The sequence below is a fragment of the Streptomyces sp. NPDC001933 genome, assembly GCF_042890955.1.
Classification (GTDB): Bacteria; Actinomycetota; Actinomycetes; order Streptomycetales; family Streptomycetaceae; genus Streptomyces.
In genome coordinates this window covers 427,826-450,096 of sequence record NZ_JBIASS010000006.1, presented here as the reverse complement: position 1 = coordinate 450,096, position 22,271 = coordinate 427,826, and the positions used below count along the sequence as shown (strand labels likewise).

The following is a 22,271-nucleotide window of genomic DNA, read 5'->3' as shown; positions in this document are numbered from 1 at the left end:
GATCGTGTCACGCCCGTACTCCGCAGGGGGGTGATCCTGGGCACGGGAACAGATCTACGTCCAGGTAGGACTTACGCTCTTGCCCAGTCGGACCAGCCATGTCGGCCGGTCCGCGGCCCTCCCCACCTTCAGGAGGGTCTTCGCCGCTTCGTACTTGGGAGTCACCACAGTGACCGATCTGACCGACGGCGTCCTGCACACCCTGTTCCAGTCCGAACAGGGTGGCCACGAGCAAGTCGTGCTCTGCCAGGACCGTGCCAGCGGCCTCAAGGCCGTCATCGCCATCCACTCCACCGCCCTGGGCCCGGCCCTCGGCGGCACCCGCTTCTATCCGTACGCCTCCGAGGAAGAGGCCGTCGCGGACGCGCTGAACCTCGCGCGCGGCATGTCCTACAAGAACGCCATGGCCGGTCTCGACCTCGGCGGCGGCAAGGCCGTCATCATCGGCGACCCCGAGCAGATCAAGTCGGAGGAACTGCTGCTGGCCTACGGCCGGTTCGTGGCCTCGCTCGGCGGGCGCTACGTGACCGCCTGCGACGTCGGCACCTACGTCACCGACATGGACGTCATCGCCCGCGAGTGCCGCTGGACCACCGGCCGCTCCCCGGAGAACGGCGGCGCCGGCGACTCCTCCGTCCTCACCGCGTTCGGCGTCTTCCAGGGCATGAGGGCCTCTGCGCAGCACCTCTGGGGCGACCCGACGCTGCGTGGCCGAAAAGTGGGGGTCGCCGGAGTCGGCAAGGTCGGGCACCACCTGGTCGAGCACCTGCTCTCCGACGGTGCGGAGGTCGTGATCACGGATGTGCGGGAGGAATCCGTACGCCGGATCACCGACAAGCACCCCGGCGTCGCCGTCGCCGCGGACACCGAGGCGCTGATCCGTACCGAGGGTCTCGACATCTACGCGCCGTGCGCGCTCGGCGGTGCGCTGAACGACGACAGCGTCGCGGTGCTCACGGCCAAGGTGGTGTGCGGCGCGGCCAACAACCAGCTCGCGCACCCCGGCGTCGAGAAGGACCTCCTGGACCGCTCGATCCTGTACGCACCGGACTACGTGGTGAACGCGGGCGGGGTCATCCAGGTCGCCGACGAGCTGCACGGCTTCGACTTCGACCGGTGCAAGGCCAAGGCGTCGGAGATCTTCGACACCACGCTGGCCATATTCGCACGTGCGAAGGCTGACGGCATTCCGCCGGCCGCAGCGGCCGACCGGATCGCCGAGCAGCGGATGGCCGAAGCGCGCCGCCGCTGACGGTGACGGACGCATCACCACGCGTCCGTACCGCCCTGTGGTCCCCCGACCCGCCGACCGGCGAGACAAGACTCACGCCGGTCGGCGGGTCGCGTGCCAAGAAGAGGTTAAAATCGCAGTTGACCAGCGAGGACGGGGCTTCTCGCCGGTCTCCTTCCGGGGCGCGTGATGCGGGCGGCGTACCGTATGGCCGCGGAAGCAGGTACCGTTAAAGCCCTACGGGCACGGTCTCTCATCCGAGGGTCCGTCCTGAAACATGAACGCGTGTCAAGACTCTGGGGCCGTCGAGCCCCGTCACCGAGGGGGTCGAGCCATGGGGCGCGGCCGGGCAAAGGCCAAGCAGACAAAGGTCGCCCGCCAGCTGAAGTACAGCAGCGGCGGGACTGACCTGTCGCGTCTGGCCAATGAGCTGGGCGCATCGCCTTCGAGTCAACCACCGAACGCAGAGCCGTTCGAGGACGACGACGAGGAAGATGACCCGTACGCACAGTACGCGGATCTGTACAACGACGACGAGGACGAGGACGAGGACGACAAGTCCGGTCCGTCGTCACAGCGCCGCGGCGCTTGACCTCGCGCTGACACATCAACCCGGTCCGGGCCTGTCCCGGACCGGGTTCTGTGCTGTCCCGGCCCGGTCCGGCCGCTCACGCGGAATCCGGTTACCCGATTCTTCTCCCCGGCCGCCGGAACTGCTGGAGCTCCGGCGGCCGGGCAGGTAGCGGCCATCGGGTCGCCCCGGTGTGCCCGCCTCGTGTCTATCGCGCGTATCCGCCGACGAGCTCCGCGCCCGAGGTGTGTGCCCCGCGCTCGGTGATCTCGCCCGCGACCCAGGAATCGATCCCGCGGTCGGCGAGGGTCGTCAGTGCCGCGTCCACGGACTCGGCCGGGACGATCGCGATCATGCCGACGCCCATGTTCAGCGTCTTCTCCAGCTCCAGCTGCTCGACCTGTCCGGCCTTGCCGACCAGGTCGAAGACCGCGCCGGGGGTCCAGGTGGAGCGGTCGACCGTGGCGTGCAGTCCGTCCGGGATGACCCGGGCCAGGTTGTTGGCCAGGCCGCCGCCGGTGACGTGGCTGAAGCCGTGCACCTCGGTGGTACGGGTGAGCGCCAGGCAGTCCAGCGAGTAGATCTTGGTGGGCTCCAGGAGCTCCTCGCCGAGCGTGCGGCCGAACTCCTCGACCTGGCGGTCCAGCGACCAGCCGGCCCGGTCGAAGAACACGTGCCGGACGAGCGAGTACCCGTTGGAGTGAAGACCGGACGACGCCATGGCGATCACGGCGTCCCCCTTACGGATACGGTCCGGGCCCAGCAGCCGGTCGGCCTCGACCACGCCCGTTCCGGCGCCGGCGACGTCGAAGTCGTCCGGGCCGAGGAGGCCGGGGTGCTCGGCCGTCTCGCCGCCGACCAGGGCGCAGCCCGCGAGGACGCAGCCCTCGGCGATGCCCTTCACGATGGCCGCGACACGCTCGGGGTGCACCTTGCCGACGCAGATGTAGTCGGTCATGAAGAGCGGCTCGGCACCGCAGACGACCAGGTCGTCGACGACCATGCCGACGAGGTCGTGGCCGATGGTGTCGTACACGCCCATCTTGCGGGCGAGGTCGACCTTGGTGCCGACGCCGTCGGTGGCGGAGGCGAGCAGCGGACGCTCGTAGCGCTTGAGGGCCGAGGCGTCGAAGAGTCCGGCGAAGCCGCCGAGGCCGCCGAGGCCCGCGACCTCGGGGCGCTGCGTCTTCTTCACCCACTCCTTCATCAGCTCGACGGCACGGTCGCCGGCCTCGATGTCGACGCCCGCTGCCGCGTAGGAAGCACCTGTTGTCTCAGACATTGCCTGGGATCTTTCGTGTGGAAATACGGGGCTGGTGGCCGGAGGTGTGCGGCTGGGCCGTCACGGACGACGCAGTGCGTCGGCCGCGGCGGTCGCCGCAGGGCCTGCTGCCAGCTCGGTCTCCAGCAGCTGCTTGCCGAGCAGCTCCGGGTCCGGGAGTTCCATGGGGTACTCACCGTCGAAGCAGGCGCGGCACAGGTTGGGCTTGGCGATCGTCGTCGCCTCGACCATGGCGTCGAGCGAGATGTACGCGAGCGAGTCCGCGCCCATCGACGTGGAGATCTCGTCGACCGTCATGCCGTTGGCGATCAGCTCGGCGCGGGTCGCGAAGTCGATGCCGAAGAAGCAGGGCCATTTCACCGGCGGGGACGAGATCCGGATGTGGATCTCGGCGGCACCGGCCTCGCGGAGCATCCGGACCAGTGCGCGCTGGGTGTTGCCGCGGACGATCGAGTCGTCGACGACCACCAGGCGCTTGCCCTTGATGACTTCCTTGAGCGGGTTCAGCTTGAGGCGGATGCCCAGCTGCCGGATGGTCTGGGAGGGCTGGATGAAGGTCCGGCCGACGTAGGCGTTCTTCACCAGACCGGCGCCGAACGGGATGCCGCTGGCCTCCGCGTAACCGATGGCGGCGGGGGTGCCGGACTCCGGTGTCGCTATGACCAGATCGGCCTCGACCGGGGCCTCGGCGGCCAGCTTGCGGCCCATCTCCACCCGGGAGAGGTAGACGTTGCGCCCGGCGATGTCGGTGTCGGGGCGGGCCAGGTAGACGTACTCGAAGACGCAGCCCTTGGGCTTCGCTTCCGCGAACCGCGAGGTGCGCAGGCCGTTCTCGTCGATGGCGACGAGCTCGCCCGGCTCGATCTCGCGTACGAAGCTGGCACCGCAGATGTCGAGGGCGGCGGACTCGGAGGCCACCACCCAGCCGCGCTCCAGCCGGCCGAGGACCAGCGGGCGGATGCCCTGCGGGTCGCGGGCGGCGTAGAGGGTGTGCTCGTCCATGAAGACCAGCGAGAAGGCGCCCTTCACCTCGGGAAGCACCTTGGCGGCGGCCTCCTCGATGGTGAGCGGTTTGCCGTCCTCGTCGGTCTGGCCGGCGAGCAGCGCGGTCACCAGATCGGTGTCGTTCGTCGCGGCGACCTGGGTGGCGCGGCCGTCCTTGCGGGGAAGGGCGGCGACCATCTCGGCGAGCTTGGCCGTATTGACCAGGTTGCCGTTGTGACCCAGGGCGATCGAGCCGTGCGCGGTCGCACGGAACGTCGGCTGCGCGTTCTCCCACACCGAGGCACCGGTGGTGGAGTAGCGGGCATGGCCGACCGCGATATGGCCCTGGAGAGATCCCAGAGACGTTTCGTCGAAGACCTGCGAGACCAGTCCCATGTCCTTGAAGACCAGGATCTGGGACCCGTTGCTCACTGCGATGCCCGCGGACTCCTGTCCACGGTGCTGCAGGGCATACAGTCCGAAATAGGTGAGCTTGGCGACCTCTTCGCCCGGAGCCCAGACACCGAAGACGCCGCAAGCGTCCTGGGGGCCTTTCTCTCCGGGGAGCAGGTCGTGGTTGAGTCGTCCATCACCACGAGGCACACCACCGAGTGTAGGCGAGATCGACCACTGGTCCGAATTCGAGATACCGGCCCGGACCACCGGGGAAGCGTCCCCGGGAACGGTCCGAGGGGGGTTCCGGCCGGTCACGCGGAGTGATCATCCTCGGGGTTCGGTGGAGTACGGATCGGGCCACGGGGCGGCGGTCGCCCGGATCAGCGCCCGGTTACCGTCGAGTTCCGGCCACTCGGGCCACGGGGTCCACCGGGCCGGATGGTGGCGCTCGGTGAGGTGGTCGGTGGTCCGGTGGGAAGTCCGACCGAACGCGCGTTTCGTGGCGAGCCTCACACCGCGATGCGCGGGATGCGGTCCTCGATGCCCACGATGCGCCCCTCCGGCCCACGGGGTGCGGCCTGCCGATCCACGGAGTGCGGCCCGCCGGCCCACGAGGTCCGCAGTGCGAGACCGCCGTTGACTCGCGCATGTCCGGTTGGCAGGCTCCAGCACCATGCAGACCCGGCCCCTCGGTGACCGCTCGGTCACACTCGTGGAGCGCCGCCACGTCGATCTGGGACGTGTCGCGAGCGCCATCTGTCGCTGCGCCTGACTCCGACGGCGCGCTCTCGGCTGCCTCTGGCCTCTGCGTCTCCCCGCTCTCGCGGTGGTTCGACACGGCTTTCACGGCTCTCACCTATCCGTCGCGCGCCGCCCTGCCCGCCTTCGCCGCCGCGCGCGGCCGAGTCCTGCACCGGAGCAGTCATGCCTTCTCGTCATGCGAACAACCAGTCCAACAATTCCGATCGGTCCCTGACCAGGCGGGCCTTCGGGACCGCTGTCGGCGCGACCGCCGCCACCGCCGCCGTCGGCCTCCCGGCAGCCGCCCCCGCGGCAGCCGCCGAACCCGTGGCCGGCCGGATACAGGAGCGGCCCTTCCGGGCGGCCCGTGGAAAGCACGCCCGGCGGCCCAACATCCTGTTCATCCTCGGCGACGACCTCGGCTGGGCCGACCTGTCCTCGTACGGGTCGCCGGACATCCACACCCCCGACCTGGACCGGCTCGGGCGCCAGGGCGTGCGGTTCACCGACGCCTACTCCGGGTCCGCCACCTGCTCCCCCACCCGGTTCAGCCTCTACACCGGGCGCTATCCGGGCCGTACGAAGGGCGGGCTCGCCGAGCCCATCGCGGACCGGTCGGTGGGGCTCGAACCCACCCATCCCACGCTCGCCTCGCTGCTGCGCGGCGCCGGATACGCCACCGCGCTGATCGGCAAGTGGCACTGCGGCTATCTGCCCGACTACAGCCCCACCAGGTCGGGCTGGGACGAGTTCTTCGGGAACTTCGGCGGGGCGCTGGAGTACTACTCCAAGCTCGGCCTCGGCGGCGAGTACGACCTGTACGAGGGCGACTCCGAGTACAAGGACCTGCGCTACTACACCCGGATCCTGACCGAGCGGGCGAGCGAGTACGTACAGCGCGACCACGAGCGGCCGTGGCTGCTCAACCTGAACTTCACCACCCCGCACTGGCCGTGGATCGCGGAGGGCGACACGGCCGAGAGCGCGGAGATCGTCCGCAGGATCAAGGAGGGCGGGCTCGGGGGGCTCTTCCACGCCGACGGCGGCTCGATCGAGAAGTACAAGCAGATGGTGGAGGACCTGGACCGTTCGGTCGGCGAGGTGCTGAAGGCGCTGAAGAGGTCCGGGCAGGAGGAGGACACGCTCGTCTTCTTCGCCAGCGACAACGGCGGCGAGCGCTTCTCGTACCAGTGGCCGCTCTCCGGCAACAAGAGCTCGCTCCAGGAGGGCGGCATCCGGGTTCCGGCGGTGCTGCGCTGGCCCGCCAGGATCGATCCGCACCAGGTGAGCGATCTGCCGGTGTTCTCGCCCGACTGGACGGCAACCCTGCTGGAGCTCGGCGGCGCCCGGCCGGACCCGGCGTATCCGCTGGACGGCGTCAGCCTCGCCGGATATCTGCTGCGGGGCGAGCAGCCCCGGGAGCGCGATCTGTTCTGGCGGGTGCGCGGGGAGCGGGCGCTGCGCCGGGGCGACTGGAAGTACTACCGGGGCAAGGGCGGGAAGGACCAGTTGTTCCAGCTCGCCCACGACCAGCGCGAACAGGCCGACCGGGCGGCCGCCGAACCGGAGCTGCTGGCCGAGCTGCGGGCGTCCTGGGAGCGGACCGACGCCGGACTGCTGCCGTATCCGAAGGGGGCCTGAGCGGGACGGCGCGCGGTGGCCGGTCCCGTACGCCCTCACCCCATCAGGGGCAGCAGGGCGGCGAGGTCGGCCCGCTCCCCGCTGGCGCCGACCTTCGCCTCGTCGAGCGCCCGCGCCCACTCCGTACGCCCGGTGGCGAGTCGGATCCAGGTGAGCGGGTCGGTCTCGACGACGTTGGGCGGCGTACCCCGGGTGTGTTTGGGGCCCGGCACGCACTGGACGACGGCGAACGGCGGGACCCGCACCTCGACCGAGCCGCCCGGCGCCTTCTCCGCGAGGGCGTCGGCGAGCAGCCGGGTGCAGGCGGCGAGTGCCTGTCGGTCGTACGGGATGTCGAGGCCGGCCGCCTCGTTCAGGTCGTCGGTGTGCACGACGAGTTCGACGGTACGGGTGACGAGGAGGTCGGCCAGCCGCATCACCCCGACCCGCGTCGCCACCAGCCGCTCGTCGCCGGCCCCGGGCACCAGATCCTCGAACCGCCCCGCGACCTCCTCGTACAGCGCCTCCAGGTCGGGACGGTCCACGGCGAGCGTCCTGGTGTCGTCGGCGATGCCGGCCGCCCGGTCCGCGGTCGCGAGCGGCCACTGGACGAGCGTGAGGCCGGCTTTCGCCGCGGCGGGTTCCGGCAGCTCCAGATGCCGGGTGAGGCCGGAGAGCGCCATGGTCAGGTGTACGGCCAGTTCGCGCACGGTCCAGTCACCGAGCCGGGTCGGCTGCGCGAGCTGTTCGGGCGTCAGGGTGCGGACGGCTTCCCGGACATGGGTGAACTGGGCCAGCACCGCGGCACGGGTCTTGACCGGGTCGTAGCGGCGGGCACGTTTCTGGGACGGCGGCATGTCCGCGAGCCTAAGTGCTGCCGAGCGGGGCGGGCGGCCTCAGCGCCGGATCGCGAAGTCGCCCAGGCCGCCGGCGAGCAGGGCGAAACCGCGCTCGGCGAGCGCGGCGGCGTCCGCGGCGATCGCGTCCGCCGAATCCCCCGCCAGCAGCCGCTGCTGGTTCGCGTGGATGAGGGCATTGCGGGTGCCGATCAGCTGGGCGCCCGCGACCCGCGCGATGGCGGGCTCCTCCCCCTCCTCGACCAGCACTTCGGCGAGCAGGTCGAAGGAGCGCATGGAGAACGCATGGGCCCGGGTGAGCAGCGCCGGGGTCTCCTGGATCAGCCGGCGCACTCCGAGTACCACCGGCAGGTCGCTCATTCCGACCGAGGGATCGCGCTGCTCGACGGCGGCCAGGAACTGTCCGCGCACGGCGGCCAGGGCGGATTCGCCTGGGGCCCGGTCCCGTACCGTGCGCGCGACATCGCCGACGTGCTCCTCCATGGGAGCGAGGACCAGGTCCTCCTTGCCGGCGAAGTAATTGAAGACGGTCATCTTCGATACCTCGGCCGCCTCCGCGATCTCGGCGACCGAGACCTTGTCGAAGCCGCGCTCGGCGAAGAGTTCGGTGGCCGCGGCCAGCAAGCGGTGCCGCGTCTGGAGCTTCTTTCGCTCGCGCAGGCTCATCCCCTCGGTCATGGCGTCACTGTACCAGGATGAATGTTGATCTCAGATTAATTATTGACTCGATACATTTTTATGGGCCATGGTGGTGCCCGGCCACAGCGGCACCACGCCGCTCCGGAGGGGGAGCCCGTCATGCCCACAGTCAGATCAGCAGCCATGACCCACCGTCAGCGCGTCATAGGGTTCGTGCTCTGCATCGCCACGATCCTGCTGGCCGTGCTCGACACGAACATCGTCTCGGCGGCGACCGTGCCGATCGTCAGTGATCTCGACCCGGTGCACGGCGTCGACAAGATCCCCTGGCTGATCGCCGCCTATCAGCTCGCCGCGACCGCCGCGCTGCCGCTCTACGGAAAGCTCTGCGACGTGATCGGCGCCAAGAAGGTCTTCATCGCGACCGTTCTGGCGACCCGGCTGCCGTCCCGGCGGGAACCGGAACCGAAGCCGGAACCGGAGCCGGAAGCGGCGGACGCCAATACCGCCGAATTCACCACGCCGCAGCAACCGACGGAGCCACTCACGCCGCTCCACCGATGAAAACGGAATTCCGCCGGAATTTCCGCACCTGACGATACGAGGACGGACCCGCCCATGAACAGGGCGGGGCCGTCCTCGTCAGGAACGGGGTACGTCAGGCGAGCAGAGCCGGAATGGTCGCCTCGTGCGCCGTGCGCAGCTCGTCCAGCGGAATGCTGAACTCACCCTGCACCTCGATCTCCGCGCCGTCCACGACACCGATCCGGGCGACGGGCAGACCCCGCGCACCGCACATGTCGTTGAAGCGGAGCTCCTCGCTCCGCGGCACCGAGACGACCGCGCGCCCCGCCGACTCGGAGAAGAGGAACGTGAACACGTCCAGACCGTCCGGCACGACCAGCCGGGCACCCTTCCCGCCGCGCAGGCAGGACTCGGTGACCGCCTGGATCAGACCGCCGTCGGAGAGGTCGTGCGCCGCGTCGATCATGCCGTCGCGGGAGGCCGAGATCAGGATCTCGCCGAGCAGCTTCTCGCGGCCCAGGTCGACCTTGGGCGGCATGCCGCCGAGGTGGTTGTGAATGACCTCGGACCAGGCCGAGCCGCCGAACTCCTCACGCGTGTCGCCCAGCAGGTAGAGGAGCTGGCCCTCTTCCGCGAATGCGACCGGCGTACGCCGGTTGACGTCGTCGATCACGCCGAGCACGGCCACGACCGGCGTCGGGTGGATCGCCGTCTCACCGGTCTGGTTGTACAGCGAGACGTTGCCGCCGGTGACCGGGGTGCCCAGCTCCAGGCAGCCGTCCGCGAGACCACGGGTGGCCTCGGCGAACTGCCACATGACGTCCGGGTCCTCGGGCGAGCCGAAGTTCAGGCAGTCCGAGATGGCCAGCGGCTTGGCGCCGGAGGCGGCGACATTGCGGTACGACTCCGCCAGCGCGAGCTGCGCGCCGGTGTACGGGTCGAGCTTGGCGTACCGGCCGTTGCCGTCGGTCGCCATGGCCACGCCCAGGTTCGACTTCTCGTCGATCCGGACCATGCCGGCGTCCTCGGGCATCGCGAGCACGGTGTTGCCCTGCACGAACCGGTCGTACTGGTCCGTGATCCAGGACTTCGACGCCTGGTTCGGCGAGGCGACCAGCTTGAGGACCTGCTCGCGCAGCTCCGCGCCGTTCGCCGGCCGGGCCAGCTTGCCCGCGTCGTCGGCCTGGAGCGCGTCCTGCCAGGACGGGCGGGCGAACGGACGGTGGTACGTCGGGCCCTCGTGGGCGACGGACCGCGGCGGCACGTCGACGATCTGCTCGCCGTGCCAGAAGATCTCCAGCTGGGAGCCCTCGGTCACCTCACCGATGACGGTGGCGATGACGTCCCACTTCTCGCAGATCTCCAGGAAGCGCTCGACGTGCTGCGGCTCGACGATCGCGCACATGCGCTCCTGCGACTCGCTCATGAGGATTTCCTCGGGCGAGAGGGAGGAGTCGCGCAGCGGCACGGTGTCCAGCTCGACGCGCATGCCGCCGGATCCGGCGGAGGCCAGCTCGGACGTGGCGCAGGAGAGCCCGGCGCCGCCGAGGTCCTGGATGCCCGCGACGAGCTTCTCCTTGAAGATCTCCAGGGTGCACTCGATGAGGAGCTTCTCCTGGAACGGGTCGCCGACCTGGACGGCCGGGCGCTTGGCCGGGCCGGTCGACTCGAAGGTCTCCGAGGCCAGCACGGAGACGCCGCCGATGCCGTCGCCGCCGGTGCGGGCGCCGTAGAGGATCACCTTGTTGCCGGGGCCCGAGGCCTTCGCCAGGTGGATGTCCTCGTGCTTCATCACGCCGATGCAGCCGGCGTTGACGAGCGGGTTGCCCTGGTAGCAGGCGTCGAAGACGACCTCGCCGCCGATGTTCGGCAGACCCAGGCAGTTGCCGTAGCCGCCGATGCCCGCGACGACGCCCGGCAGGACGCGCTTGGTGTCGGGGTGGTCGGCCGCGCCGAACCGCAGCGGGTCGACGACGGCGACCGGGCGGGCACCCATGGCGAGGATGTCGCGGACGATGCCGCCGACGCCGGTGGCCGCGCCCTGGTAGGGCTCGATGTACGAGGGGTGGTTGTGCGACTCGACCTTGAAGGTGACCGCGTACCCCTGACCGACGTCGACCACACCGGCGTTCTCGCCGATGCCGACGAGCATCGCGTCGTTGGCGGGGACCTTCTCGCCGAACTGCTTGAGGTGGACCTTGCTGCTCTTGTACGAGCAGTGCTCGGACCACATCACGGAGTACATGGCGAGCTCGGCGCCGGTGGGACGGCGGCCCAGGATCTCGCGGATCCGGGCGTACTCGTCCTCCTTGAGGCCGAGCTCCTTCCAGGGCTGCGCGACGTCCGGGGTCTCGGCCGCGTGCTTGACCGTATCCAGGCTCATGCGTTGACCAGCTTCTTGATGATCGAGGTGAAGAAACCGAGACCGTCGGTGCGGCCGGTTCCGATCAGCGGCTCGACGGCGTGCTCCGGGTGCGGCATCAGGCCGACGACATTGCCCGCGGCGTTGGTGATGCCGGCGATGTCCCGCAGCGAGCCGTTGGGGTTCATGTCCAGGTAGCGGAAGGCGACCCGGCCCTCCGCCTCCAGCTCGTCGAGCACCCGCTCGTCGGCGACGTAGCGCCCGTCCATGTTCTTGAGCGGTACGGAGATCTCCTGGCCCGCGGAGTAGTCCGAGGTCCAGGCGGTCTCCGCGTTCTCGACGCGCAGCTTCTGGTCACGGCAGATGAAGTGCAGGTGGTTGTTGCGCAGCATCGCGCCGGGCAGCAGATGCGCCTCGGTCAGGATCTGGAATCCGTTGCAGATGCCGAGGACCGGCATCCCCGCCTTCGCCTGCTCGATGACGGTCTCCATGACCGGCGAGAAGCGGGAGATGGCTCCGGCCCGCAGATAGTCGCCGTAGGAGAAGCCGCCCGCCAGGATGACCGCGTCGACCTGGTGCAGGTCCTTGTCGCGGTGCCACAGCGATACGGGTTCGGCGCCCGCGACCCGCACGGCCCTCAGGCTGTCCTTGTCGTCGAGCGTGCCGGGAAAGGTGACGACTCCGATACGAGCAGTCACTTCGACTCCTCGGCCTTCTCCACCTTCACGGTGAAGTCCTCGATGACGGTGTTGGCGAGGAAAGTCTCGGCCATCTCGTGAATACGGCCGAGGGCGGCGTCGTCGACCGGCCCCTCTACCTCGAGCTCGAAACGCTTTCCCTGACGTACGTCCGCGATTCCCTCGAAGCCGAGACGGGGCAGTGCACGCTGCACCGCCTGTCCCTGCGGGTCGAGGATCTCGGGCTTGAGCATGACGTCGACTACGACGCGTGCCACTGGCACTCCCGGTGGTGGTGTGGTGCGGCTGTTTCTCCGGGGGGCTCCCCAGACCCCCGCAGGTCCCCTCAGCCTACCTGGCCAGAAATTCTACGCGGGTAGATATCAAGAACCTTGATCACACCCAGATATCGGACGCGACAACACATGGGGAAAGTCCTGCAAAAAAAATCCCCACCACCAGCACACATAGAAGGCTGACACGCGGAGGTAATTGCGTGGACTTCACAATGCGGCACCCACCGCTGTACAAATGATTACCGGGGAATGCAGCATCGACCCTAAACAGTCGGCAACCGTCGACGCCGTATCCGCCTACCAGCCGGAAGGCCGGTATCAGCGCACACCTGACGCGCCGATACCGTAGGAAAGGACCGATATCCGTGGCTCAGCGCGTAGTGGTCACGCTCTCCGACGACATCGACGGGGGAGCAGCGGCGGAAACGGTCACCTTCGCCCTGGACGGGAAGTCGTACGAGATCGACCTCAATACGTCCAATGCCAAGAAACTGCGCAAGGCCCTCGCGCCGTACATGGCGGCGGGCCGAAAGCAGACAAACGCCGGCAAGCACGGCAGGACGCCCGTGTCGTACCGGCACACTTCCCTCGCTCCCGACCCGGCGGCCGTGCGCGCCTGGGCGCGCTCGCACCAGATGGAAGTGCCGGCCCGCGGCCGGATCCCCAAGAAGGTCTACGAGGCGTTCCGCGAAGCGAGTTGACGGGCCGACAGGGCCCCCGGCACCCCCGTCGGCGACACCCTGCGGGCACCGACTTGCGCTACACCCCCGCAGGTCGGCTAAAGTCTGGAGCACGCCGAGGGGCAAGGCCGCAAAGCCGAACCTCACGCAGCGTGCGGGTGTAGTTCAGTAGCAGAACATCCCCCTTCCAGGGGGAAGGCGCAGTGTGCAATTCCTGTCACCCGCTCTGCATCGTTCTTATCGACCACTCCGGTGGATCGGGTAGAGTGATGCTCGCACCGCCCGACGAACTCCTTTCGAGGAGTACAATGAGCGGCAGCAATGCGGACGTGGCTCAGTTGGTAGAGCATCACCTTGCCAAGGTGAGGGTCGCGAGTTCGAATCTCGTCGTCCGCTCTTGATCGAATTGAAGGCCCTGGTCGATATCGACCAGGGCCTTCGTCGTGTCTGCCCTCACATGACGTTTGTCATGAGCAGTGATGACAGCTCGCACTGATCCCGTCGCCGGTCCCGCGGAAATCTGTAGTCATGACCAGCGACGACATCCCAGGCAACCGCGCGGACCGGACCGTGGCACCCGACGCATCCGCTTCCGTCTCCACATCCGCATCCGCTTCCGCTTCCGCTTCCGACGTGACCGCCTCCGGTGCGGTGATCGAGGCGGCCGGCGTGCGGCGGCGTTATGCGGGCGGCTTCGAGGCCGTGGCCGGTGTCTCCTTCTCGGTGGCGCGCGGCGAGCTCTTCGCCCTGCTCGGTACGAACGGCGCCGGGAAGACCTCCACCGTCGAGCTGCTTGAGGGCCTGGCCGCGCCCGACGCCGGCACGGTCCGGGTGCTCGGGCACGACCCGTTCCGCGAGCGCGCCGCCGTCCGGCCGCGGATCGGGGTGATGCTCCAGGAGGGCGGCTTCCCGTCCGAGCTGACGGTCACCGAGACGGTACGGATGTGGGCGGGCTGCACCAGCGGCGCGCGCCCGACCGGTGAGGCGCTGGAGCTGGTCGGGCTCGGCCACCGGGCGCGGGTGCGGGTCAAGCAGCTCTCCGGCGGCGAGCGGCGTCGTCTCGACCTGGCGCTGGCCCTGCTGGGCCGGCCCGAGGTGCTGTTCCTGGACGAGCCGACCACCGGGCTCGACGCCGAAGGGCGGCGGGACACCTGGGAGTTGGTGCGCGAGCTGCGGGACGGCGGCACCACCGTCCTGCTCACCACGCACTACCTGGAAGAGGCCGAGACGCTCGCCGACCGGCTGGCGATCATGCACCGGGGGCGGATAGTGACGGCGGGCACCACCGCCGAGGTGACGGCCGCCCGCCCCGCCCGCATCCGGTTCGAGCTGCCGGAGGGAGTGCCGGCGGCCCGGCTTCCGCTGGGGCTGCGGGCCGCCGCCGAGGGCCACCGGATCGAGATCCGTACCCACCGCTTGCAGGAGTCCCTGGACGAACTGCTGACCTGGGCAAGGGAGTCGGACGTCCGGCTGCTCGGCCTCGATGCCCGCTCGGCCTCGCTCGAAGAGGCGTTCCTCGACATCGCGCAGAGCGCGTCGGAATCCGAAAAGGTGGCTGCGTGATGACGACCACGACGACCGGCACGACGACTGGTGCGACCAGCACGACTGGTGCGACGACCGGCACGGCAGGAACGAGCGCAACGGCCGGCACTACGCTCCGGGGCCGGCTGACCGCTCTCGGGCGCGCCGAGGTCGCCCTGCTCGCCCGCAACCGGACGGCGGTGTTCGTCTCGCTGCTGATGCCCGCCGCCATGGTCCTTGCGATGAAGTCGACGCTGAAGCAGTCCGTTCTCGACGGGACCGGCCTGTCCGTCGCCGCGGCTGCGCTCAGCGGCGGCATCGGCATCGTGCTGATCCAGGCCGTCTACATGAACCTGGTCTCGTCCTATGTGGCGCGGCGCGAGGACCTCGTCCTGAAGCGGCTGCGTACCGGCGAGGTCACCGACCGGGAGATCCTCATCGGGACCGCCCTTCCGTCGGTCGCGCTGGCCCTGGCCCAGACCGTGGTGATCGTGGTGGCGGGGACGGCCTTCTTCGGCCTCGCCGCGCCGCAGCGGCCCGAACTGCTCCTGGCGGGCCTGCTGCTGGGCGTGGTGCTGCTGGCGGCACTGGCCGCGGCCACCTCCGCGGTGACCCGCACCGTGCAGACCTCGCAGCTCACCACCCTCCCGCTCTTCTTCATCTCGATGATGGGCTCGGGGCTCTTCGTGCCGCTGGAGATCATGCCCGGCCCGATGGCGTCCGTGTGCGAACTGCTGCCGGTCACCGGAGTGATGACACTCGTGCGGACGGGCTGGCTGGGCGGGACCGGCGGCTCCGACCTGCTCGTGGCCGCTGTGACCGGGCTGGCCTGGACCGGGTTCGCCGTGTTTGCTGTGCAGCGGTGGTTCCGCTGGGATCCGCGACGCTGAGGGGGACATGCCGTGTCGGTGCTCATGCGGGGCTGGCGCCGCAGTTGGCAGAAGCGCAGCAAGCTGGAGCGGATCGATCTGTACTCGCGGGTGACCCTCTCGGTGATGCCCTGGCTCTTCACCTTTACGTGGCAGCTGGCCCCCTTCGAGTCGGACATCCGCCATGCGCCGCTGCCGATCGCCCTGGGCGTGGCACTGCTGCTCGTGAGCCTGGTGCAGTGCCTGCTGAGCAACCGCAACGTCCAGCTGTCGTTCGCGCACTATCTCGGCACCGCCGTCTTCCCTCGGCGGCGGCAGCTGCCGCCCCTGGTGCTGCTGATGGTGAGCCTGGGGCTGCTGGCGACGATGGCAAGGATGGACGGGATCGACGATGCCGGCCTGCTCATCATGCTCTCGAACGCGCCGGTGGCGTTCGCGATAACGCAGACCCTGCTGGTGCCGGTCCGCACCTTCCTCGTCCAGTCGCTGACCGTCACCGCGCTGGGCGTCGGCGTCTTCGCCGCGGTCGGGGTGCGGGGCGGGACACTGGCCGGGGTGGTGCCGGCCTCGCTCTTCGGCTGCGTGCTCGTCCTGATCTCCGTACGGCCCAGCGCCTGGAGCCTGAGTGTGATGTGGCAGGCCGAGGAGGCCCGGGATCTTCAGGCCCGGCTCGCGGTCGCCGAGGAGCGGCTGCGGTTCGGGCGGGACCTGCACGACGTACTGGGCCGCAATCTCGCCGTGATCGCGCTGAAGAGCGAGCTGGCCGTGGAGCTGGCCCAGCGCGGCAGGCCGGAGGCGGTGGACCAGATGGTCGAGGTGCAGCGGATAGCCCGCACCTCGCAGCAGGAGGTGCGCGATGTCGTACGGGGATACCGGGAGGCCGATCTGAGTACGGAACTGGCCGGCGCCCAAGGGGTGTTGAGAGCGGCCGGGATCGGGTGCGAGGTGACGGGCGACGCCGGCGACCGGCTGCCCGCGCCCGTGCAGTCCGCGCTCGGCTGGGTCGTGCGGGAGGCGGCGACCAATGTGCTGCGGCACGGTGATCCGCGCCACTGCACGATCCGGCTCAGCGCCTCGGCGGACGCGGTCGTGCTGCTGGTGGAGAACGACGGGGCGGCGGTGGCCGACGCGGGGCAGGGCGGGAGCTCCGGGGCGGGCGACGGCTCCGGACCGGGCGGTTCCGGGCTCGCGGGGCTGCGGGAGCGGTTGCGGGTGGTCGACGGTTCGCTGGACGCGGGCCCGGCGGGGAACGGCCTGTTCCGGCTCACGGCTACGATCCCGCTCGGCCCGGGAGCGTCTCCGCTCGGCGCGGGGGCGGCGTCTTTGGCCCGCCTCGACAAGCCGCCTGCTGCCCGGGAGGCACCCGCCCTTCAGGAGGAACGACGATGACGACCGTACGGGTGCTGCTCGCCGACGACGAGCACCTGATCCGGGGCGCGCTGGCCGCGCTGCTGGCTCTGGAGGACGACCTCGTGGTGGTCGCGGAGGCCGCGACCGGCCCGGAGGCGCTGGCCATGGCTCGGGCCCACCGGCCCGATGTGGCGGTCCTCGATCTGGAGATGCCGGGCGCCGACGGTGTGAGTGTCGCCACATCTCTGCGGGCCGAACTGCCCGGCTGCCGGACGATGATCGTGACCAGTCACGGCCTGCCCGGACACCTCAAGCGGGCGCTCGCGGCGGGCGTGCGGGCCTTCGTGCCGAAGACCGTCAGCGCCCGGCAGCTGGCCGGGATCATCCGCACCGTGCATGCCGGAAACCGTTACGTGGACCCGGAGTTGGCGGCTGACGCGATCTCCGCCGGGGACTCTCCGCTGACCGCGCGGGAGACCGAGGTACTGGAGCTGGCGGCGGACGGGGCACCCGTCGCGGAGATCGCGGAGCGGGCTTCGCTGTCGCAGGGAACCGTACGGAATTACCTCTCCGCGGCCGCCTCGAAGCTCGGAGCGGAGAATCGCCATGCCGCGGTGCGTCTCGCACGGCAGCGCGGATGGGTATAGTGGTTCTCGCGCTTCGGCGCTTGCGGACGTAGCTCAGTTGGTAGAGCGCAACCTTGCCAAGGTTGAGGTCGCCAGTTCGAACCTGGTCGTCCGCTCGGTTCAGCAAGAAGCCCCCGGCCTTCCGGCCGGGGGCTTCTTCGTGTTCGCCGGGCAGTCCTACTGCCAGGGCGTACCAGTGAGGAGTTCGTACGCCTCCAGGTACTTCGCCCGGGTCGCGTCCACGATCTCCGGGGGCAGCGCCGGCGGCGGCTGCTCGCTCTTGCGGTCCCAGCCGGAGGCCGGCGAGGTCAGCCAGTCGCGTACGAACTGCTTGTCGTAGCTGGGCTGGGCCCGGCCCGGCTCCCAGGTGGCCGCGGGCCAGAAGCGCGAGGAGTCCGGGGTCAGCACCTCGTCCGCGATGATCAGCTCCTCGCCGCCGTCGGCGGTGGGCGCGAAGCCGAACTCGAACTTGGTGTCGGCGAGGATGATGCCGCGCTCGCGCGCGATGTCACGTGCCCTGCCGTAGACGTCCAGCGTGGCGCTGCGCAGCCGGTCGGCGGTCTCCTCGCCGATCTGGCGGGCCACTTCCTCAAAGCTCACGTTCTCGTCGTGGTCACCGACGGCCGCCTTGGTGGCGGGGGTGAAGATCGGTGCCGGGAGCTCGGAGCCGTCGACGAGTCCCTCGGGCAGCGCGAGACCGCAGACCGTGCGGGACTCGTTGTACTCGACGAGGCCGGAGCCGGTGAGATACCCGCGGGCGACGCACTCGACCGGGACCATCCGCAGCGACTTGCAGATCAGGGTGCGGCCGGCCCAGTCCGCGGGGGCCCCGGCGGGGAGCTCCGTGGACAGGACGTGGTTCGGTACGAGATCGGCGAGCTGATCGAACCACCAGAGCGAGAGCCGGGTGAGCACCCGGCCCTTGTCCGGGATCTCGGTCGGCAGGACCCAGTCGTACGCGGACATGCGGTCGCTGGCGACCATGACGAGGTCGCCCGCCTCGTTCCGGTACAGGTCGCGCACCTTGCCGGTGTGCAGGTGGGTGAGGCCCGGGACCTGCACCGGCTCGGGCTTTTCTACAAATCCGGACACGCTGCCTCCGCGTAGGTTGATCCAGGAGTCGTTCCGATTCTCCCGTATCGGGGTGCGGTGGGATGGAGCGGGGGCGTCCGTGGCGCCGACTTCCGTGACCCCGGCCCGCGTTGTGGCGAGCCGGGTTCAGTCGCGCTTGCAGATGCGGTCGAGGAGGTTGGCGGTGGCCCGCTGGATGCGGGCGTCCACATGGCCGGGGCGATCCAGCGCCGGGGACCAGGCAAAGGTGCCCGAGGCGAAGACGATCGCCCCGGACGGGGCGCGGTACACGGATGTCTCCTGGTGGCGTTTGACGCCTTCGCTGTCCAGGTACGGGGAGTGGGCGAGCAGGATGCGGTTCTCGTGTTCGGGGAGCGCGGTGCGCGGGAAGTAGCGGTCGGCCTCTCCGGCGACCAGGCCGTCGAGCTCGTCGCCCTCGCCCGCGCCCGTCGCCTCCCAGAGCCAGTGCTCGGCGTTCCGTACGACCAGGGGGTGCGGATCGGGGACCCGGCCCGCGTACTGGATCCCGAGGAGCTGCTGCTCGGGGCGGTCGATCTCGCGCCACAGGGCGGGTTTCCCGGGGCCGCGGCGCTTGCGGCAGGTGAGCAGGCGGTCCGGGACGCCGGAAGGCGACGGGGAGAGGCTGACCTGCCAGTACATGGTGTTGGCGGAGAGGAAGACCAGCGAGGTGCCGCCGTCTCGGGCGCTTTCGACCGTACGGCGCATCGGCACCGACCAGTACTCGTCGTGGCCGGGGAAGACCAGGCCCCGGTAGCGGGCCGGATCGACGCGGCCCGCGTGCAGGTCCCGGGTGTCGGCGTACGCGAGGTCGTAGCCGTACCGCTCGGCCCAGCGGATGAAGTCGTAGGCATGACCGACGTGGAGCGGCAGGCCGGCGCCCGCGTAGGGGCGGTCGAAGGAGACGGTGACCGCGGCGTCCTCCTCGCCCAGGAGACAGCCCTGCTCGTCCCAGGCGTGGTAGAGGCTGGCGCCGGTGCGGCCGTCCTCCGGATAGAGGTTGTACGCCTGCCAGGTGATGTCCGGCAGGACCAGCAGCAGATCGGCCGGCTGGTCGTCGCGGACCGTGAACGGGATGTGGGAGCGGTATCCGTCCACGGTGGTGAGCACGGCGACGTACGCGCCGATCGACCAGTACGTGGGGATCTGGAGCCGCCAGGACTGCCACCAGTGGTGGCAGGAGACCGTGCGGTCGGCGGTGAGCGGCGCGGGCTGGACGATGCCGGAGAGCCGGGGGCTCGTGGTGATCTGGGCGGCGCCGTCGCCGCCGTAGTGGCCGATGCGGTAGATGTCCACGGAGAACTGCTGGGGCGGGTCCACGGTGATGTGGAAGTCGATCGCCTCGCCGGGGGCCGCGGCCCCCGTGGAGATGAAGCCCTTGATCTGACGGTGCACGTCGTCGGCCGTGCGCGTGCCGCCGTCGGGGGAGCGGGCCAGGGCGGGGTCGGCGTACCAGGGGACGACGTGCCCGGTGTCGTCGAAGTAGTTCTCGCTGCCGCGCAGCCAGGGCAGGGGGCCCTGGCCGAAGGGGTCGGAGACGGCATGCGCGAGGGCACCCGACTCCCATCGTCGAATCTGCTCCGTCCCCATACCGTTTCCCTCCCTCAAGTCCCCCGAGACAACAGTGGATGGTCGGTGGCCGACGGGCGGTCCTTGGCGGTCGATCGCCCGTGGTCATGCGTCATCAATGCGCCAACAGCGATGCGCCGACCGTCAACGTCAATCCCCAGCACATCACATAACGCACGCACTCCGTCACCGTTCGTCGCGAATTGACGTGAACGGAACGTAATATTCCGGACGTTGGGGTGTCTGTGGTGCTTGTGGTGTGACAGCCGGGGCCTGTGGTTCAGACGAGGCGGACGGGCTTGTCGGTGCGTACACCGATGGAAGCGAGCCAGGACCGCAGCGGTTCCGCGTCCCCGTCCTCGACCAGACTCAGGACCGGACTGCCCAGGTCCGCCCGGCGCTCGCCGTCGATCAGCAGTGCGGGGCCGTCGAGCCAGTCGAGTCCGGGCGCCGCGCCCGCCGTGTCCACCGCGGCGCAGCAGACCATGGCCGCGACGTGGTCGGCGAGCAGCTCCGTACCCGTGCGGGGCGGCTGGAGCGGGAAGAGCGGGAGGGGGTCGGGGCCCCAGACGTCCAGGACGTCCCCGTCCGGGCCGGCGGCGGACGGGGCGCCCGCCCGGCCGGAGGCGGCCGCGGCCCGGTGCTGCTGGGCCGCGGCCTCCTCACGGGCCACTGCGGCGCTGATCCCCGCTGCAAGTTCCTCGCTGCCCCCGGCCCGGTCTGCCAGATGCTCGACGACGCGGGCCAGCGTGGGCATCCCGGCGTCGACGGAGCAGACGACGGGGCGGGAGGGGGCGCCGGGACTGCCAGGGGTGGGACCTGTCGTGGGCGCGGCAGGGGTGCCGGGGATGTTGCTGGAGGGTTGGCGGTCGTCACGCGGGGCGCGGGAGCCATCGAAGCGGTCGGGGGTGCCGGGGCTGCCGGGGGTGGGATCTGTCGTGGGCTCGGTGGGTGCGCCCGGCAGGGTAGGTGCGCCAGCCGGGGTGGGTGCGCCCGGCAGGGTAGGTGCGCCGGCCGGGGTGGGTGCGCCCGGCAGGGTAGGTGCGTCGGCCGGGGTGGGTGCGGAAGTCATCGCGTCGAGGACGCGGTGCAGGCGGGCGGCCTCGATACGCCACTTACGGTCGACGACCTCTTCCGGGTACTGCTGCCAGTCGACCGGCGACCAGTCCGGACCCGTACAGGCCGGGCCGCCGTGGAACAGGCGGGCCGCCAGCAGCGAAGCCGCCTCGTCGGCCGCGCCCGGCTCCTCCAGGAGGTCGCAGGCGGGGCGCTCGCCGAGCCGTGAGGCGAATCCGTCGGCGAGCCGGTCGCGCCGGGACAGCTCGGTGAGGGCGGACACCACGCCCGCGTCCAGCCGGGACGGCCAGCGGCCCATCCGCCAGGCGGGCAGGGCGACCCGGGTGAGCAGCCGGTCCCAGCCCGCGTAGGCGAGGCCGACCTGCTCCTGGGCGACGATCCGCAGACCGTAATCCACACCCTGTGCACGGACCGACGCCGCGGCGGCGACGCTCCGCTCCATCTCGGCGGCGTGGTCTCGGCAGCTGCGCAGCAGCAGCCTGGCGATCCGGCCGACGAAGGCGCGGGGCACTCTGCGCAGCCCGGCCAGCGGACCCGGCACGGGCGCGGCGGCGTCGGCGACCGCGCCGTCGAGTCCCCGTAGGAAACGGCGGGCGGCGGCTATGTCGGGATGCGCGGACGGGCCGGTGCCCGCGACGACCGGGGCGAGCACCGCCCGTAGCTCGGCGACCCGCATCCACCACAGGAACGGCGAACCGATGACCAGCACCGGAGCCGCCTGGATCCGGCGGCGCGACCGGGCCGCGGAATGCGCGGCCAAATCGGGGCCGGTGCCTGCCAGGAGCTGCGCCGAGGGGTGGGTGCGGTCCTCCAGCCAGCTGTCGCAGTCGGGCGTCAGGGCTATCGCCGAGGGCGCGGGAACCCCGAGCCGGTCGGCCAGGTCCTTGACCAGGCGGTAGAGATCGGGGGCGGCCTTCTCCGGGAGCGGGACGGTCGGGCTGACCGCCGGCCTCGCCCGTACGACCGCGACCGCGACCGCTGCGGCGATGACCAGCACGACGACCGCGAAGGCCGTCACGGCCCAGCGCGCCGTGTCCCAGCCGCTGCCCACGGCGAGGCCCTGGGCACCTGCCACGAGCAGCACGACGGCCACCGCCGCCGGCAGGATCGCCGCGGCTGCTGCCCTGCCGCGGATGCGCAGCACGGCGTGAGCTCGGGCACGCGCACTCAGCGCACCCAGCTCCTCACTTGTACCGGTACCGGACACGTCCGGACGTCACCCCCTCTGCCCCCGCGGCGGTGTTGTTCACTCCCCCACTGTGGCACCCGTCACTGACAGCGCAATGCCAGTGGGCCAAGTGCCGGA

General features: G+C 70.4%; 19 protein-coding genes, 3 tRNA genes and 1 pseudogene. 13 read left to right on the top strand and 10 right to left on the bottom strand.

What is annotated here, in order from left to right:
• Positions 1–169: 169 nt before the first annotated feature.
• Both ACFYY7_RS18475 and ACFYY7_RS18470 read left to right on the top strand, forming a co-directional pair.
• Positions 170–1,252, top strand: coding sequence for a Leu/Phe/Val dehydrogenase (locus tag ACFYY7_RS18475; protein ID WP_388662596.1), 1,083 nt, complete (start codon positions 170–172; stop codon positions 1,250–1,252).
• A gap of 313 nt (positions 1,253–1,565) precedes the next feature.
• Entirely contained in the window at positions 1,566–1,823 is a 258-nt protein-coding gene (locus ACFYY7_RS18470; protein ID WP_072488579.1) for a DUF3073 domain-containing protein, read from the top strand.
• Between the two features lie 187 nt (positions 1,824–2,010).
• On the opposite strand, the gene purM is transcribed toward ACFYY7_RS18470, so the two are convergent.
• Together purM and purF are read right to left on the bottom strand one after the other, a co-directional pair.
• Positions 2,011–3,084, bottom strand: a complete 1,074-nt coding sequence (purM, locus tag ACFYY7_RS18465; RefSeq protein WP_351262198.1) for a phosphoribosylformylglycinamidine cyclo-ligase — start codon at positions 3,082–3,084, stop codon at positions 2,011–2,013.
• Positions 3,085–3,144: 60 nt separating this feature from the next.
• On the bottom strand, positions 3,145–4,671 hold the full coding sequence (purF, locus tag ACFYY7_RS18460; protein ID WP_266731070.1) for an amidophosphoribosyltransferase: 1,527 nt from the start codon (positions 4,669–4,671) through the stop codon (positions 3,145–3,147).
• Between the two features lie 466 nt (positions 4,672–5,137).
• Between purF and ACFYY7_RS18455 the strand changes: the two genes are divergently transcribed.
• Together ACFYY7_RS18455 and ACFYY7_RS18450 are read left to right on the top strand one after the other, a co-directional pair.
• Positions 5,138–5,236, top strand: a complete 99-nt coding sequence (locus ACFYY7_RS18455) for a putative leader peptide (protein ID WP_351262194.1) — start codon at positions 5,138–5,140, stop codon at positions 5,234–5,236.
• A 152-nt stretch (positions 5,237–5,388) separates the two neighbouring features.
• Entirely contained in the window at positions 5,389–6,846 is a 1,458-nt protein-coding gene (locus ACFYY7_RS18450) for a sulfatase (RefSeq protein ID WP_388662595.1), read from the top strand.
• A gap of 35 nt (positions 6,847–6,881) precedes the next feature.
• Here the strand turns inward: ACFYY7_RS18450 and ACFYY7_RS18445 are convergent, their stop codons facing one another.
• Together ACFYY7_RS18445 and ACFYY7_RS18440 are read right to left on the bottom strand one after the other, a co-directional pair.
• On the bottom strand, positions 6,882–7,682 hold the full coding sequence (locus ACFYY7_RS18445) for a sterol carrier family protein (RefSeq protein WP_388662594.1): 801 nt from the start codon (positions 7,680–7,682) through the stop codon (positions 6,882–6,884).
• Between the two features lie 39 nt (positions 7,683–7,721).
• On the bottom strand, positions 7,722–8,360 hold the full coding sequence (locus ACFYY7_RS18440) for a helix-turn-helix domain-containing protein (protein ID WP_351262185.1): 639 nt from the start codon (positions 8,358–8,360) through the stop codon (positions 7,722–7,724).
• Between the two features lie 144 nt (positions 8,361–8,504).
• Between ACFYY7_RS18440 and ACFYY7_RS18435 the strand changes: the two are divergent.
• Positions 8,505–8,756, top strand: a pseudogene (locus ACFYY7_RS18435) (MFS transporter); the annotation flags it as partial.
• A 223-nt stretch (positions 8,757–8,979) separates the two neighbouring features.
• Here ACFYY7_RS18435 and purL read toward each other — a convergent pair.
• The 3 genes from purL to purS are packed head-to-tail and all read right to left on the bottom strand — an operon-like array spanning position 8,980 to position 12,163.
• Positions 8,980–11,229, bottom strand: a complete 2,250-nt coding sequence (gene purL, locus ACFYY7_RS18430; protein WP_388662593.1) for a phosphoribosylformylglycinamidine synthase subunit PurL — start codon at positions 11,227–11,229, stop codon at positions 8,980–8,982.
• Entirely contained in the window at positions 11,226–11,906 is a 681-nt protein-coding gene (gene purQ / locus ACFYY7_RS18425) for a phosphoribosylformylglycinamidine synthase subunit PurQ (protein WP_072488574.1), read from the bottom strand. Before purQ ends, purL begins: the two co-directional genes overlap by 4 nt.
• On the bottom strand, positions 11,903–12,163 hold the full coding sequence (purS, locus tag ACFYY7_RS18420) for a phosphoribosylformylglycinamidine synthase subunit PurS (protein WP_037695153.1): 261 nt from the start codon (positions 12,161–12,163) through the stop codon (positions 11,903–11,905). The genes purQ and purS overlap by 4 nt, the downstream gene beginning before the upstream one ends.
• Positions 12,164–12,546: 383 nt before the next feature.
• On the opposite strand from purS, the gene ACFYY7_RS18415 reads away from it, so the two are divergent.
• The 8 genes from ACFYY7_RS18415 to ACFYY7_RS18380 all read left to right on the top strand — a co-directional run bounded on the left by ACFYY7_RS18415 (position 12,547) and on the right by ACFYY7_RS18380 (position 17,346).
• Entirely contained in the window at positions 12,547–12,882 is a 336-nt protein-coding gene (locus ACFYY7_RS18415; RefSeq protein WP_266731079.1) for an Lsr2 family protein, read from the top strand.
• Positions 12,883–13,015: 133 nt separating this feature from the next.
• Positions 13,016–13,087 (top strand) — tRNA-Gly (locus ACFYY7_RS18410).
• A 97-nt stretch (positions 13,088–13,184) separates the two neighbouring features.
• Positions 13,185–13,257: transfer RNA gene (locus ACFYY7_RS18405), tRNA-Gly, on the top strand.
• Between the two features lie 132 nt (positions 13,258–13,389).
• The gene (locus tag ACFYY7_RS18400; protein ID WP_388662592.1) at positions 13,390–14,424 is read left to right on the top strand and encodes an ABC transporter ATP-binding protein; all 1,035 of its coding nucleotides are present in this window, start codon (positions 13,390–13,392) and stop codon (positions 14,422–14,424) included.
• Positions 14,424–15,275, top strand: coding sequence for an ABC transporter permease (locus ACFYY7_RS18395; protein WP_388662591.1), 852 nt, complete (start codon positions 14,424–14,426; stop codon positions 15,273–15,275). Before ACFYY7_RS18400 ends, ACFYY7_RS18395 begins: the two co-directional genes overlap by 1 nt.
• A gap of 18 nt (positions 15,276–15,293) precedes the next feature.
• Positions 15,294–16,643 (top strand): sensor histidine kinase, encoded by a 1,350-nt coding sequence (locus tag ACFYY7_RS18390; protein ID WP_388662689.1) that lies wholly within the window; start codon positions 15,294–15,296, stop codon positions 16,641–16,643.
• A complete protein-coding gene (locus ACFYY7_RS18385) occupies positions 16,640–17,251 on the top strand; it encodes a response regulator transcription factor (protein WP_072488568.1) in 612 nt (203 codons plus the stop codon). Before ACFYY7_RS18390 ends, ACFYY7_RS18385 begins: the two co-directional genes overlap by 4 nt.
• 22 nt (positions 17,252–17,273) lie before the next feature.
• Positions 17,274–17,346, top strand: a tRNA-Gly gene (locus ACFYY7_RS18380).
• A gap of 61 nt (positions 17,347–17,407) precedes the next feature.
• Here ACFYY7_RS18380 and ACFYY7_RS18375 read toward each other — a convergent pair.
• From ACFYY7_RS18375 to ACFYY7_RS18365, 3 genes are all read right to left on the bottom strand, one after another.
• A complete protein-coding gene (locus tag ACFYY7_RS18375) occupies positions 17,408–18,322 on the bottom strand; it encodes a phosphoribosylaminoimidazolesuccinocarboxamide synthase (protein WP_358946425.1) in 915 nt (304 codons plus the stop codon).
• 126 nt (positions 18,323–18,448) lie between these two features.
• Positions 18,449–19,909, bottom strand: a complete 1,461-nt coding sequence (locus ACFYY7_RS18370; RefSeq protein ID WP_358946424.1) for a N,N-dimethylformamidase beta subunit family domain-containing protein — start codon at positions 19,907–19,909, stop codon at positions 18,449–18,451.
• Between the two features lie 259 nt (positions 19,910–20,168).
• The gene (locus ACFYY7_RS18365) at positions 20,169–22,172 is read right to left on the bottom strand and encodes a hypothetical protein (protein ID WP_388662588.1); all 2,004 of its coding nucleotides are present in this window, start codon (positions 22,170–22,172) and stop codon (positions 20,169–20,171) included.
• Positions 22,173–22,271: the final 99 nt, after the last annotated feature.

Excerpts from the sequence above, each read along its gene's own strand:
- purL (WP_388662593.1), bottom strand. The coding sequence starts at position 11,229 with ATGAGCCTGGATACGGTCAAGCACGCGGCCGAGACCCCGGACGTCGCG.
- ACFYY7_RS18455 (WP_351262194.1), top strand. The coding sequence starts at position 5,138 with ATGCAGACCCGGCCCCTCGGTGACCGCTCGGTCACACTCGTGGAGCGC.
- ACFYY7_RS18440 (WP_351262185.1), bottom strand. The coding sequence starts at position 8,360 with ATGACCGAGGGGATGAGCCTGCGCGAGCGAAAGAAGCTCCAGACGCGG.
- ACFYY7_RS18370 (WP_358946424.1), bottom strand. The coding sequence starts at position 19,909 with ATGGGGACGGAGCAGATTCGACGATGGGAGTCGGGTGCCCTCGCGCAT.
- ACFYY7_RS18400 (WP_388662592.1), top strand. The coding sequence starts at position 13,390 with ATGACCAGCGACGACATCCCAGGCAACCGCGCGGACCGGACCGTGGCA.
- ACFYY7_RS18450 (WP_388662595.1), top strand. The coding sequence starts at position 5,389 with ATGCCTTCTCGTCATGCGAACAACCAGTCCAACAATTCCGATCGGTCC.
- purM (WP_351262198.1), bottom strand. The coding sequence starts at position 3,084 with ATGTCTGAGACAACAGGTGCTTCCTACGCGGCAGCGGGCGTCGACATC.
- ACFYY7_RS18445 (WP_388662594.1), bottom strand. The coding sequence starts at position 7,682 with ATGCCGCCGTCCCAGAAACGTGCCCGCCGCTACGACCCGGTCAAGACC.
- ACFYY7_RS18395 (WP_388662591.1), top strand. The coding sequence starts at position 14,424 with ATGACGACCACGACGACCGGCACGACGACTGGTGCGACCAGCACGACT.
- ACFYY7_RS18385 (WP_072488568.1), top strand. The coding sequence starts at position 16,640 with ATGACGACCGTACGGGTGCTGCTCGCCGACGACGAGCACCTGATCCGG.
- ACFYY7_RS18470 (WP_072488579.1), top strand. The coding sequence starts at position 1,566 with ATGGGGCGCGGCCGGGCAAAGGCCAAGCAGACAAAGGTCGCCCGCCAG.